General features: G+C 58.8%; 10 protein-coding genes. 2 read left to right on the top strand and 8 right to left on the bottom strand.

The annotated features are described in order from the left end of the window. The first annotated feature begins 180 nt into the window (after positions 1–180). Positions 181–1,260: a galactose oxidase gene (locus DES53_RS14010; RefSeq protein ID WP_170157108.1), complete on the top strand. Its 1,080-nt coding sequence runs from the start codon at positions 181–183 to the stop codon at positions 1,258–1,260. A 534-nt stretch (positions 1,261–1,794) separates the two neighbouring features. Here DES53_RS14010 and DES53_RS14005 read toward each other — a convergent pair. Next, positions 1,795–2,931 carry a zinc-dependent alcohol dehydrogenase family protein gene (locus DES53_RS14005; RefSeq protein ID WP_113958887.1) on the bottom strand — a complete coding sequence of 379 codons (1,137 nt, stop codon included), beginning with the start codon at positions 2,929–2,931 and terminating at the stop codon, positions 1,795–1,797. 80 nt (positions 2,932–3,011) lie between these two features. Continuing rightward, positions 3,012–4,067, bottom strand: a complete 1,056-nt coding sequence (locus tag DES53_RS14000) for a pepsin/retropepsin-like aspartic protease family protein (RefSeq protein ID WP_170157107.1) — start codon at positions 4,065–4,067, stop codon at positions 3,012–3,014. A 105-nt stretch (positions 4,068–4,172) separates the two neighbouring features. On the opposite strand from DES53_RS14000, the gene DES53_RS13995 reads away from it, so the two are divergent. Then, entirely contained in the window at positions 4,173–5,078 is a 906-nt protein-coding gene (locus DES53_RS13995) for a hypothetical protein (RefSeq protein ID WP_211325547.1), read from the top strand. Between the two features lie 12 nt (positions 5,079–5,090). On the opposite strand, the gene DES53_RS13990 is transcribed toward DES53_RS13995, so the two are convergent. The 6 genes from DES53_RS13990 to vccA all read right to left on the bottom strand — a co-directional run bounded on the left by DES53_RS13990 (position 5,091) and on the right by vccA (position 13,967). After that, positions 5,091–6,173 carry a pepsin/retropepsin-like aspartic protease family protein gene (locus DES53_RS13990; RefSeq protein ID WP_113958885.1) on the bottom strand — a complete coding sequence of 361 codons (1,083 nt, stop codon included), beginning with the start codon at positions 6,171–6,173 and terminating at the stop codon, positions 5,091–5,093. Further along, positions 6,157–7,446, bottom strand: a complete 1,290-nt coding sequence (locus DES53_RS13985) for a TCR/Tet family MFS transporter (protein ID WP_113959083.1) — start codon at positions 7,444–7,446, stop codon at positions 6,157–6,159. The genes DES53_RS13990 and DES53_RS13985 overlap by 17 nt, the downstream gene beginning before the upstream one ends. Before the next feature lie 180 nt (positions 7,447–7,626). Continuing rightward, positions 7,627–8,280, bottom strand: coding sequence for a Verru_Chthon cassette protein D (gene vccD / locus DES53_RS13980; protein ID WP_211325546.1), 654 nt, complete (start codon positions 8,278–8,280; stop codon positions 7,627–7,629). A gap of 52 nt (positions 8,281–8,332) precedes the next feature. After that, a complete protein-coding gene (gene vccC, locus DES53_RS13975; RefSeq protein WP_170157105.1) occupies positions 8,333–9,481 on the bottom strand; it encodes a Verru_Chthon cassette protein C in 1,149 nt (382 codons plus the stop codon). A 14-nt stretch (positions 9,482–9,495) separates the two neighbouring features. After that, positions 9,496–10,020, bottom strand: a complete 525-nt coding sequence (gene vccB / locus DES53_RS13970) for a Verru_Chthon cassette protein B (RefSeq protein ID WP_113958882.1) — start codon at positions 10,018–10,020, stop codon at positions 9,496–9,498. Next, positions 10,017–13,967 carry a Verru_Chthon cassette protein A gene (gene vccA / locus DES53_RS13965; protein ID WP_113958881.1) on the bottom strand — a complete coding sequence of 1,317 codons (3,951 nt, stop codon included), beginning with the start codon at positions 13,965–13,967 and terminating at the stop codon, positions 10,017–10,019. Before vccA ends, vccB begins: the two co-directional genes overlap by 4 nt. Between the last annotated feature and the right edge of the window lie 217 nt (positions 13,968–14,184).

Below are 14,184 nucleotides of genomic sequence, written 5' to 3'. Positions count from 1 at the left end.
GCAAGGACATTCGTCCGCAGCCATGGGCATGCATGTCACTCCGACAGCCACGGCCATTACCATGACCACGACCGCCGTTACTGTGGCTGCGACCGCTGGTCGCGGTGCTCAGCAGCGACTCGAACTGTGACGGACCTGTTCCACACCGCACGCCAAAGGACTTCGCGCATGCATCCCGGAATGACTTCCCTCTCCCTCTCTCCCATTCTCCCCCTCTTCCTCCTGTCTCTCGCCCTCTCCCTGCCCCTGATGTCCCACGCGCAATCATCCCCCGCCCTTCCCATCCTCAACTGGTCGCAGCTCTCGAACCTGCCGGACAAGGAAGGATTCGCCGCGATGCATGCCGGTGTGAGTGGCAGCGCGCTGCTCGTGGCCGGTGGCGCGAACTTCCCCGGGAAACGCCCGTGGGAAGGCGGTACGAAGATTTGGTATGATGACATCTGGGTGCTGGAGAAGCCCGATGGCCAGTGGCGCCACGCGGGGAAGCTACCCAAGCCCATCGGCTACGGCGTCAGCGTCACCTGGAAGGATGAAGTCATCTGCGCCGGCGGCAGCAATGCGGAGGGACACCGGGCCGATGTGTACGCGCTGAAGCTGGAGGGTGGAAAAATCACCACTCGCCCCCTGCCCTCCCTGCCCCAGCCCTGCGCGAATACCTGTGGTGTACTCATCAATGATACACTCTATGTAGCCGGCGGCATCGAGAAGCCGGATGCCACGAAGGCCATGCACACCTTCTGGTCGCTGAACCTCGCCGATGCCAACGCCACCTGGCAGACACTGCCCACGTGGCCAGGATCGGAGCGTATGCTGGCCACCGCCGGTGCGCATGAAGGCGCCTTCTACCTCTTCACCGGCGCCGCCCTGCATGCGGACAAGGATGGCAAGCCCGCCCGCGACTGGCTGAAGGACGCCTACCGCTTCACTCCTAGGAAGAACACCTGGGAAAAGCTGCCCGATGTCCCGCAGGTGGCTGTCGCCGCCTGCACTCCTGCTCCCAGCACCGAGCGCGGACCGCTGCTCCTCTGTGGCGATGACGGCGGCAAGGTCGGCTTCAAACCCGAGACCGAGCACCCCGGCTTCCCCAAGGGCACACTCCTCTTCGACGTCACCGCCGGTGAGTGGAGACGCCTCGCAGATGGCCCCATCTCCCGCGCTACGGTACCCACCACCCTGTGGAATGGTCGCATCATCATCCCCAGTGGCGAAGCTCGCCCAGGCTTCCGCTCGCCGGAAGTGTGGGCGGTGGAGGTGAAGTAGTTGAGGGTTGTTGGTGCTTGGTTCTTCGTTCCTTGTTGAGGGAGTTGGGTGGGTGCGGTGGGCTGCATTGGATTCAACACAGAGGAACATCGGAGACTGAGAGGTTCGGCTTATTCCGACTTGCTCTCGCAGGGTGGCAGATGGGCTCGCCCAGCGACTCGGGAGGGACGCGTTCCCTTTTTCAGGTCTTTCCAGGGAAAATTCCCAACGTTTAAGTCTTGCGGAAGATGTACAAACGTGTAGTGTTCAAAATAACACGAACCCGCTCATACCCTACAGCACCCCACGCCTAACTCCCATGCAAGACCTCCAGATGAAGACGCTGTTTCGCCTGTTCAAGAGACTCTGCCATCGCCCGTCTACCCGGCGGCCGATGCGCGGGCCGAAGTACATCGAATGGGATCGTCCAGAGGGGAGCTAGCCACGTGACGATGCGCTATCAAAGTAGCTTCGGCTTCAGCCGGATGAAACCACCCTGCAGCCCAGCCAGATTCGGCTGAAGCTGAAGCTACATTTTTTCGCGACCTGCGCTCCCTACCCCCGCGCAAACCGGATCACCTGCCGCGCCACTTCGCCACTATCCAGCAGGTCGAACCCTTCATTCACCTGTTCCAGGGAAATGGTGCGAGTCCTGAGCAGATCCACGGGCAGGGCTCCGGTGCGGTACAGTTCCATGTATCTCGGAATATCCCGCTGCGGCACACAGGAGCCCATGTAACTGCCCATGAGCACCTTTTCTTCCGCAGCAAAGGCCAGCGCAGGCAGGGTGATTTTGCTGTCAGGATGCGTCAGGCCAATGCTCACTGCGCGACCGCCCCGCTTCGCACTGGCAAAGGCCTGCTCAATGACCTTCACATTCCCCACCGCTTCGAACGCGTGATCCACCCCCCCATGCGTCAGGTCACGAACCGCGGCCACCGGGTCCACACGGGAAGCATTCACCACATGGGTGGCACCGCACTGTTTCGCGAGTTCCAGCTTGGAGTCCAGCACGTCCACGGCAATGATGGGATGCGCCCCGGCTGCACGCGCACCCATCACGACACTGAGACCCACGCCTCCCATACCGAAGACGACCACGGAGGTTCCCGCAGGCACCTTGGCCGTATTAATCACTGCGCCCACGCCGGTCATGATCGCGCAGCCGAAAAGTACCGCCGTTTCTGGAGGGATGTCCTGAGGCACCTTCACGATCGATTCCCGGGCGACCACACTGTACTGTGAGTACCCCGCGATACCGGAGTGATGATGCACCCGGCTCGCGCCGCCTTTCCAGAAGCGCACACCTCCGGTGATCAGCTTGCCAGCACGGTTCGCCATCACGCCCGGTTCACAGAGGGAGGGGCGGCCGCAGGAGCACATGGGACAATGCCCGCACGTGGGCAGAAACGAGAACACCACGTGCTCGCCTTCACGCAGGTCCTTCACCCCATGTCCCACCTCCCGCACGATGCCGCATGCCTCGTGCCCGATGACAATGGGGAGCGGCCACAGGCGCGTGCCATTCAGTACGGAGAGGTCCGAGTGGCACAGACCGGCGGCGGTCATCTCCACGAGGACCTCGCCCTCCTGCGGACCGTCGAGTTCCAGTTCTTCAATCACGAGCGGCTGGCTCGTGGCATAGGGCTTGGGCAGCCCGCGCTCATGCAGCACCGCGGCGATGGTCTTCATGGGTGGGAAGCAGTTGAGGCGATGACGCCACTGCCTTTCCACCAGAAGTGTGCACTCGTCATCTTTATTATGGTGTCACTTCACTGCCGGGGAACTTCCAGCCAGAGCAGGTTCCTCCGGAAATCGATCGTGGCACGATAGTGTGCCAGCAGACCCGAGCCCACCTTCGGCTCATCCCGCACGATGAAGGCGGGCACATCACGCATGGTGAGTCCCAGTCCGAAGAGCTTCGGGACCACCACACGTTGCAGGGTATCAAGGGCATCGCCATCCGCCACGCCCACGCCGAAGCGCTGACCTGGCAGCGTCCGCGCGCTCGCAAGCAGGTTTCCGCGCTGGGCCACCTCCTGGGTGATCTCCAGCGGCGAGTTCGCCCCCGAATCCAGCAGCGCCTCCCACTTGGCCTGCCCATTGCCAATCTGTACGTAGGGCAGACCGTGGCGGAATCTCAGCGGCACCTTCCACACTTCATTCCCCCGCTGCGGCTGGTAGCTGCCATCAAAACCAAAGGTGATCTGGTCCCTCTTGTGGTCCAGCGTGAGGTAGGTGCAGGCCTGATGCAGCAGCGCCATGCCCCAGATGTTCAGGGTAATTTGCTCCCGGAAGAAGCCCCCCCCCGTAAGGCTCCGATGCGTGCGAATCAGGCAGGGCAGCCCCTGGATGTTCCACGCACCCACCTTCACCTCGCGTGCACGTCCCACAATGGCGGGCTCGCTGCCGAAGGCACCCTCAAGACGGAAGCGATCCGGGGAATGCCGCAGTGTATCCACCTTTGCGCGCACTGCCGTGTCTGCATCCAGCACCAGGCACCCCTGGCTCCCGGTATCCATGATCAGGAGCACCGGTCTGCCATTGATCTGGCCATCCATCGCAGGCAGACCGTGGTGCCACTTCATCGGCACTGTCACCGTAGGCCGGCCCCCATGCGTGTGGTCCACCTGCACATCCAGCTCACCATCGCGGAGATTCACCCCGAGACGGGAGGCTTCCACCGCGCGACTCTGCAGCGTGCGCAGGGTGCCATGTGACACCCGCTGATGAGAACTGGCAGCGCACCCTCCCACCGCCAGACCGAGGAGCAGGAGGAGGAGATGACCCGAAAGCTTGGCCGCACCGGCGCGGAACAGATTCATCATGCGCCCCGCTTCGTAACGCGGCTTTGACCACCTGCCAAGCGCAAGCAAGCATGATTCTGTTGCGTTGTTCACACCCGGTCCGGCCTTGATTTTGCCCATGCACCCATGAATACGCACTCCCCCTCCGCTTTGCTCCTACGAGGATGCTTCATCTTTTTCACCATGCTCGCCATGGCGGGCGGCCAGGAGCTGCCCGACCTCTCCTCCGTTCCCACGGACCTGACCGTCCCGGCCATGGAAGGAGAAGACGCCACGCCGACTGCCGGACACCGGGTGAGGCAAACCACACCCGGCTGGGAGGGCACCCAGGTGCATCACGCTCTCTATCTGCCCACCGACTGGACACCCAAGGGCGGAAAAAAGTTTCCCGTGATCGCCGAGTACGCTGGCAATGGTGGCTACAAGAACAAATACGGCGATGTCTCCGAAGGCACGGTGCAGGGAAGCAATCTCGGCTACGGACTCAGCAATGGGCAAGGCTTCATCTGGGTATGCCTGCCATACATTGAGATGGCCGACGGCACGAAACGGAATGCCACCAAGTGGTGGGGTGACGTCATCGAAACCAACCGCTACGCCACAGCCACCCTGAAGATGGTGGCGGAGAAATACGGCGCCGATATCGACTGCATGATCCTCGCTGGCTTTTCAAGAGGTGCCATTGCCTGCAACTACCTCGGTCTCCACAATGACATCGTGGCTCCTCAATGGCGAGCCTTCTTCTGCCACTCGCACTACGATGGCGTCAATGCGCGCTGGCCCTATGCCGGAGCAGATCGTGCCTCAGCATTGGAGAGACTTCAGCGTCTGGAGGGAAGACCGCAATGGATATCACACGAGGGCAGCACCAAAGGTGTGGAGGAGTACCTGCAGAGCACCGGGGTGAAAGGTGACTTCACCTTCCGCGCCATCCCATTTCGCAATCATTCGGACCAGTGGGTGCTGCGTGACATTCCAGAAAGAAAAGCAGCACGTGAATGGCTGCTGGCCGTGACGGCTGACTGGCGGTAGCGAGGTGTTCGTTCACGATGCCGGATCACCTTGCTCCTTCAGCCCCTCTTCCTCCAGCCACAGAAGCTGTCTCTTGAAGTCCAGGGTGACCCGGTAATGCCTCAACAAGCCTGAACCCACTCGGGGGGTAAAGTTGGCAATGGTGGCTGGAACGTGCGACAACTCTGGACCGAGACCTTGGATTCGGTGCAGGACCACACGTTGCAACTTGTCGCGGTCCTTCAACCCGGACATCACACCTATTCCGAGACGATATCCGTCCACTTGGCTGAGGGAGGACATGGCACCGCATTGTTGGGCAATTTCGGGAGTGATGGTCATGGTCGGGTTGGCCCCGGTATCTATGACCGCCTCCCATCTTACCCCTCCATGGCGCAATCTCACATGAGGAAGCCCATCACGCAGAATCATGGGAACACTCCAGACATGTCGGTTCTTCACCGGCTGATAGTGCTGGTGGAAACCAAAGACAACGCGTTCATGAGGATAATCGATGGTCATGTAACTGCACGCATGAAGCGGCAGCGCCATCCCAAATAGATTCAGCGGGAGCTTCCGTCGCTGGAACAGGCCAGCCATATAGGTCTGCTGTGAGCGGATGAGGCAGAGTGGCCCCTCAATCCGCCAATCTGTGAGGCTCAACTGTTGCACCCTGCCGAGCAAAGCATCCTCCTCTCCCAAGGTCCCCTCCAACACGAGACTTCCTTGAGCAGGTTTCACCACAAGCACGCTTGCTCTCACCGCGCTCTCAGGATCCACCATCAACGTGGGTTGACAGCCCGTATCAATGATCAATGGAATGGTGACACCGTTCAGGTGTGCATCGATCACAGGAACTCCGTGGGTCATCCTCAGGGGTGCAGACACTTCACTTCCGCTGTGCCCCCCATGGCTCGGGGCCTTTGCCTCTGGCTTCGTGAGCAGCATCAGAGGCTTCTGAATGACTTCCGTCCCCTGCGGCAACTGCTTCAAGAGCTGCACAGGGGTCAGGATCTTGAGGGCACGGGACGTGCAACCGCTGGGCATCCAGCCCAACACCAGGATCATGGCGACCCGCCAGATCCGGCCGCAGCTCCTCTCACGCCGGAGGATCATCCCGAAGAGGAAAGGGAGTTTCCAGCGCTTTTGCCGCTCCAATCTTCTCACCACGCAACGCCCACCTGCCCAGCAACATGGCGCCAAAGGTCAGGATGCCCGCCACGATGAAGGCGATGCCCGGCACATGAATCTTCCTCTCGTCACTCACGCTGTAGGCGAACATCCATGTCCACACGATGGGTCCCACGATGCCAGCCACACTGGCCACACTATTCAGCGCGCCCTGCACCTCACCTTGCTCGGTGGCTCCCACCTTCTTGGTGATGATGGCCTGTGCCGCGGGACCCGCAATACCGCTGAAGGCGCCCACAAACATGACCACATAGATGACAAATCCATTGGGCGCGAGCCCATAGCCCACCATCGCCACCGTCATAAGTGCGAACCCAAGCAGCAGTCCGCGACGATCACCCAGGAAACCAATGATACGTCCCGCGAGCCCTCCCTGCACAATCGCGGACATGATACCTACAAAGCCCAGAGAAAGCCCCACATCCAACTCGCCCCATCCATAGCGCTTTTTGGTATAGAGCACCCAAAGGCTCGGGTAGATGGTGTGCGTGAGATTCATCAGGAAGTGCACACCGGAAAGACTCAGTACCACCGGCCAGCGGCTCAGCGATTTGATGGACTTGATGGGATGCGCACTCTCCCAGTGGAAGGGGCGGCGGTTTTCCTTTGTCAATGACTCCGGCAGTACGAACACCCCATAGACCCAGTTCAGCAGTGTGACGCCAGCTGCCAGGATGAAGGGAAGCCGCAGGCCGTAGTCGCCCATCAAGTGCCTACCATACTCGCTCACCAATCCACCGACTGCAGGTCCCGCGATGAACCCCAGCCCAAAGGCCGCACCAATAATGCCGAACCCGTGGGCCCGCTTCTCCGGTGGAGTAATATCTGCGATGTAAGCGCTGGCCGCAGTGAAATTCGCCGCCGTGATCCCAGAGATGATGCGCCCGAGAAAGAGCCACCACAGCGACGGCGCCCAAGCGAGTAACAGATAATCCAACCCCGACCCCAACAGCGAGAGCAGGATCACCGGCCGGCGACCGAAGCGGTCCGAGAGCGATCCGAGCACAGGGGAGAACAGGAACTGCATGAGCGCATACAGCGCTACCAGCCAGCCCACCATGTGTGAGGTGGTCTCCTCATTACCACCCACCATCTTCTCCACCAGCCCCGGCAACACAGGCACAATGAGGCCAATCCCAAAGATATCGAGAAAGAGGGTGATGAAAATGAAAACGATGGCCGGCTGCCTTTGAGACATGGGACCGCCATCCATAGAGAGTCACGGGAGCGTGTCGAGTGCCAGATTGCAAGGAATCTGCGGAATCCCAAGGTGGAAGAGCCCACATGGGGCCCGTCCGCAAGCGGGCGCCCCTTTACTCTGACCCTGTGGGTAGAGTCCAAGGGGGCACCTTGATGGCAGCACTACATCTCCGGCTCGTCAATAGACTGTCGCCTTCCCGGTCACCGGTTGGAGCACCACGGAGCGGTAGTTCGGTGGCGGCTCCTTGGCGCTGGTCATCTCGCTTTCCTTCACCAGAGTGAAGACGGTGTCCGGGGTGCGAGGCAGGCTGGTAGATCCATTCGGCAGGAACAGAAATGAACGATATGAACGCTGCTGGCCACGAATCTCGGGATCCTTTTCCCCCGCAGGTGTGGGCTCCACGGAGCACAGGGACGTGTAGTCCTTGGTATCCATGAGGATGATGTCATCTTCAAAGAAGCGCACCTCGGTCAGGAATTTGTACTGGGGCCTTCTCGTGGTCGTATCGTATCCCGTAAGCCGTGCAATCTGGATAGCACGCATTGCGGTAGAGGAGCCGTCACCAAACTCATTTGGAAGGAGGTAGAACCTGACTTCCACCGGGTAATTATCCTTCTGGGCCAGCAATGCCACCTCCGCGAGTTGTGATGAAAGCTGACGCGCCTCTGTGGAAAGCTTCTGCGCCTTCCACGAATTTGTCACGCCAATGCTCACGCCCATGAGGAGCAGCATGATGGTCATCACCACCATGATTTCGATCAGCGTGAACCCCCGAGCCGCAGAAGTGCGCATATGAGGAAGTCCCTTCCCACGGGATTGGCCTGGTGACATGGAGGTATTGGGGTTGTTCATGATGAAAGTCCTTTCTGAAGGCGGATGAGCCTCAGGTCTTTTCCCGCTCAGTGATCCACTTGGAGGCGCGGAGGCTCACCGTGGTGGTGAAGATCTTGTAGTTCATCTCCAGCCCCTGGAGACTCTTTTCGATCTTGTCGATGTCATACTCCTTCACCTGCACGTTGTTGGGGTCAGGTGCAAAGTCGGTGGAAAGTTTCAGAAGACCGGCGAACACCTCACGAATCTTCGCCGCTGCACCATCCACGCCGTGTTTTTGCTCGAGCTTCTCGTAGGAGCGCTCATCCGTTGCGATGATCGTGAGCTCCAGCATGGCAGGAAGCTGGTTCTTGCTGGAGATCACATCCTGCCCGGTACCGCCACGCCATTGAAAGAGGCGGGTGTCATATTCATAGCTCTGCTTCTTCCGCATGTCCGTGGTGCTCACTCCCTTGGAATCTGCGGTGGTCACGTAGATGTAGGGCGTGATCACCACGGCAAGCACATTCTCGGCTAGCGGCACTGAGTAGGTCTCTGTGGTCTTGCTCGGGTCTTTGAAAGGTCCGCGGAACCATTTGTAGAGCTCCTTGGTGTCCTTCTTGTTGCTGATATCAAATGTCTTCGAGAAGAGGATGGACTGATCGGGTGGCTGACGGAATTCCATCAAACGGAAGCGTTTCCTTTCAGGGTTCAGCGCAAGACCATGCTCGTCCTTCAGGAACTGCGGCCGTCTTGTCAGGTCGCTGCCGTAGCTTACGTAGAACCCCCAGCAATTCAGGAGATCATGCAGATCATTGATTTTCTCTCCGTACTGTGTGGTCGGATCCGTATCTCCAAGCAGTGCCTGGAAGAAGACGGCATGACCATTTCCTCCGGCTTGCGGGAGCAGGGTCGCCACCTTCTCCTGCACATAGTGCAGGTCGCTCTGCCGGTCATAGTAGAGAGGCACGGGATTCTTCGCCTTGGGGTCCTGGTACACATAGCCCCAGTAGCCATTCAGCGTCGCCTGGGAGAGACGACGAGCGGTAACCTCGAACGCCTGACGTGCCTCCTTGAACTCCTCAGCCTGGGCCTGCGAACGCGTGACCACCTCCTGCACATTGCTCACCGTGCTGGTGAGCATGAGGATCAGGATGGAGAGGATGGCCACCGAAAGCAGCAGCTCCACCATCGTGAAACCGCGGCAACGACGAAACGACACTGGTGTATGCGTGTTCACAGTTTTGTCTGGTCAAAGTTTGCCACCCAGGCACTGCGCTGGATGTAGAGCTTCGGATCTTCAAAGGCCTCCGGATTGTTGATTGCTTGGGTGATCTTCACATCAAGTCGACGCACATGGCGGGACGGGGTGGGATCACCAGGAAGCTTGGGCCAGTCCTTCTGCATGGTGGCTTTCGCGGTGATGGCATGCTCAAACACACCCGCCTTCGGCAAGACGGTGCCGCGCGCATCAAAGTAGAGAGTTTTATCCTTCAAGGTCATCTCCGTGCCACCGGCCTTACCCCAGCTCTTCATCTCATAGTCTGCGATGAAGGTCTGAATGATTCGGGCCTCAGCCTGCTTCATATAGCTCTGGCGGAGATCCTCCATGCCAATGGGCAGCATCGCCACCACGGAGAGCACAGCTCCAGCCACAATGGCCAGTGCCAGCACTGTCTCGACCAAGGTGAATGCCGCGCGGCTCATCACTGCCCGTCTGGACTGAGTGGAGGAGATAGGGGTGTTGGGGGTACTATTCATGGAACGAATTGGTTGCGTTGGACAATGCGGATGCGGTAGAAGGTGTCCCACGAAGTCGTGAAGGTGTTGCTTCCGATATTTGTGGGACCCATTTCCCTGTCATTGGGATCGAGGTAGCGCTCCAAAGTGGTTGACCCGCGGAATTCGGACATCACGCTGTCCTTGCCTTCCTCCCAGACCTCCGGGACCGTGGAGCGGGCCTTCTTCAGAGTCTGCACACGGTAGTGCACCGTGTAAGTATTCGACTGCGTGGTAACGCGTGGATAGATGTGGTTGTAGGGCATCTCGCGGGAGTTGTCCCCGGTCAGCTCGAAGGCATCCAGGCGCTCGAGGTCGGTGAGATTTCCATTCCACCACTCCATCATGTCCTTGTACTCCGTGGGAGGCGGCTTGGCGCCGCCGTAGTTCTTCCCTTGCAGGCGTTGGGGCACGAGGAAGATCTCGCAAATCTCACTCGCACTGCGGTAGATGTCCCACTTGTTGAATCTCTCGCGAACACCTGACATCGTCACGTCGCCGTTCACTGCATACCGGAGCTCCAGCTTGTGAGTACTGCTGGCATCGCTCTGCTTGTACACGTCCGCACCACTCTTCACATAAGGACGGCCACCTCCGGCACTGGAGGTATCCACACCGGTGCCAAATCCTCCCGCGGAATCAGGCGTGATGGCCGTGATGCGCGTGGACTTCAGCACCGCACGCATACCCGTGGAGCGCTCAATATTCGTAAAAGGAAGGATCTGCGTATTCAGGTTAATCTTGCCCGCGGTCGAGAGCGGTTCGCTGATGGCGTACGGCTCGGTAATGGGCATCCAGAACAAATCCAGCAGCAGGTGATCCCTCGGAGTACCGAAACCGGGGTGATCCTTTGCCGTTGGATCATCCAGGGACTTCGTGCTACGCGATGCTGGATTCGGGCAGAACAGCAGCGTCTGCCATGGCTTCACCGTCGTGGCATTATTGATATCGATACCGGTGGGCAGCGACCCAAAGTTCACCGCAGAGGCAATCTGCCGGTTCGGCGAATACGTGGCTCCTGTTTCCTTGTCGAAATAGTGACGGCTCAGATAGGTATTGCCGTCGGTACCGGAGTTTCCTTCATCAGGCTTTCTCACATACGGGCCATCCGCAACGATCCCCACACCATTGTCCCAGTCGCCAGGACGATTGTCAGAGATGGAACCCGTACCCACATTGAGGAACGCACCATCCAGGCCGCGTGGTACGGCAGGAGGACATCCGCGCGCATAGATGAAATTCCTCACCAGCGTGCCCGCGGTATTGTGGTTGGACTGCCGGTTGCTTTGCTCACCCCAGTTCTGCCCAGCAGGCAGCGCTCCGCTATGCGGGCCAAACTGTCCGTTGCTTGCGGTGAAGTCTGTCCGCAGGAACTGCCTGCGCTCCACGGAGGTATTGGTGTAGTCCGGATGCACAGTAAACCATGCCTTCGGCACATCCTTCATCAGCGAATACAGCCGCAGGTCACCTTTGGGCGCAGCATTCACATCTGCTTCCACGGAGCGCACAGTATCTCCATCCACGATCAGCTTCGCTTCATAGCGCGTGCTGTCCTTCACGAATCGCGAATTCACCGTTTGATAGGTGCTATTCATGCGCGGAACCTTCAGCTTTACACTCGGCAGGGTCATGCGGATGGTCTGCACCACTTCGGTGGCGGGTGTCTTCCATCCCGGAAGAGTCTCGATGGCAAAGTCACCACCCGTGAATTGGAATTCCGTGGCACCCGAGGGAATTTCAAGGGCACTGCTCACAAATGGATACACGTTTACAAAGCCACCATTTCCCGGTGTCGGCACCTTGGCAGAGCCGCCATTGGCGAGCTGGTTTCCCAATCCGGTGAAAGGTGTATTGCCGCAAGCCAGCATACCGAAGCTGCCCTCAGTGGTGGGACACACATTGTCCATCTGGCCACCGAAGCCCATGGCCACAGCGGTGCTCGTGCCAAATGCCACTTTGAATTTGTCCATGCCAGTGATGCGATAAACAATATTCGGCGTCATGCTCGGAGGACCACTCGACGGCACGAAGGTCTCCAGAAGGATATAGGCCTGCATCTTCTCCTTATCCCCGTCCTTCACTCTGGCAAACACGATCACCGCCTCAGTCACAGTTGGCCACCGGCCAAAACCACGACCGATGACGGTGCTGCCCTTCTTGTACAAAAGCGGCACTGCAGAGGACTGCCCCAGGTTTCCACCAACGCGGTCTGGCAGGTACGTATAAGTAGGCCAGCCGTCGTTCGACATGGAACTGTAGCTGTTCACACCCCAGCGCAGCAGATCGAACGCTTCCGCACCGATCTGGTCGCGCTTCGTGGCCCCGTACTTCGTAGCCATGGTCCTGTTTCCAAATCCCGGCACGAGATAGGCGCCATCACCCACGAGAAAGCGGTAGTATGACTCAAACATGTCGTCATTCCGCTTCGTTCCCGGATAGTCTGCAGTGGAGGTTTGTGAAGAGCCTGGATCATTCGCCGTCCAGTTCTTCTCACGCATCCAGTACCACTGGCGGGTGGTGTTACCCGTGGTCTCGCTGAGAAACGCGAGCATCTTGTCCTTCGGATTACGATCCTTGGGGTCCGCAGACTGCGGCCACAAGCTGATGCGCGGTTTCCCAAACAAGTTCATCTCCGGCGCGCGACTGTGCGCGGTGAGGAAGAAGCGCCCAAGTTCCAGCGATTCCCCGGTCAGGGTTGTATTGATGGGATCACGATTGGGATCGAAGAACATCTCATCCACACTCGCATAGAGACGATCTGTCTTGGGCGCGAGACCTTCCTTGCCCGTGCCTGGACTTTGGGTGCCTGCCTTGCTGCCACCCCAGGGAGTGCGTGGAGATAGTTTGTGAATACGCTCAAACACCACCGGATCAGGCAAGCGTGTGGGGTCCACATAAAAGTCATCGCTGAATGCCTGCAGCACCGCGCTCATGCTCGTAGTGGCAGGGTGACCGGGATAGCGGCTGAACTCACCCTGTGCAGGCATGCGCGAGGCGTATTCTTTCTCCGTCTGGCTCGTTGCTACAGGCACATCCCAGTGGGAGCCTTCAGACGCGGTATTGATGTTGATCTTGGCACTGTCATCATCTGTCCAGAAGGCCACACGTCCTACGATAGGGTTCTCTGCAGTCGGCAGAGGCCTGTCCACGCCCGAGGTGAAAACGGTCTTCAATTCGTCCCCTGAAGTTGGCGTGATCAGCGAGCCATCCTTCAGCACATACATCCACCGCACCGGCATGGGGAGACGGGCAGCGAGATCATCCCGATCTTTTGGCAGGAGTGTCTTCGCCACATTGGCCGCATTCGGATATTTGGCGGTTGGCCCCGTGACAAATTCAAAACCTTCTACTGCGTGGCTGCCATTTCCCGGCACCACCGCACGAGGATCCACAATGGGAAACTTCATCGTTGGCGTTGTGCCCGGCACCGCCACGGGTTCATTCAAGTCCGTATACAGACCCGGCTTCTTGTCCCACGTGGAGAGATCCAACGTGTCCGCCTTCAGTGCGGACTCCACTTCGGCGGAGCTCAAACCACCGCCAGAAGCAGAAGCACCGACCTTGGAAACCACGAGTGTATCATCCGAATATAGCTTGTAGAGCGCCACGGCCCTGCTGCGATATCCGCTCTCGTCCGGCTCGACTCCGTATTGGCGGATCATCCCAGGCTGGGACGCCCACGTCTTGAAGTTCTTACTTCCATCACGTGGAGCATTATTCTCCGTAGCCTTGCGCATCTGCGAGATGACAAGACTCACGGGCACATTGGAGAGGTTTCTGACCTCGACACTTTCGGCAAAGATGCCAGCACCAGTTCTCTCCGTACGGACCAGCCCAAGGAAGGCGATAGTCAGTGCGACGAGCAGTGACAGCATTGCTAATACGATGACGAGGGCAGAACCCCGTGGTTTTGGGGGCAGGGTTCTCATGGGGGGATTTTGTATTTCTATGCCGGCTCAAATCAGCCAGCCTGGATATACAATGATGTTACGAAGTATTTTCGGATTGAGACAGACAAATGGTCCTACGGATTCAATTCACTTCAGAAAGATTTCGTCCGCTCGCGTCATGCGGACTCATCCAAAGGGGCGGCGTAGCGATGCAGTATGCACGAGCGAATATTTTCGCTTGGTGATATCGCTACCT

Source organism: Roseimicrobium gellanilyticum, from assembly GCF_003315205.1.
Classification (GTDB): Bacteria; Verrucomicrobiota; Verrucomicrobiia; order Verrucomicrobiales; family Verrucomicrobiaceae; genus Roseimicrobium; species Roseimicrobium gellanilyticum.
The sequence above is the reverse complement of the archived record's forward strand: the minus strand, read 5'-3'. Positions and strand labels throughout refer to the sequence as shown.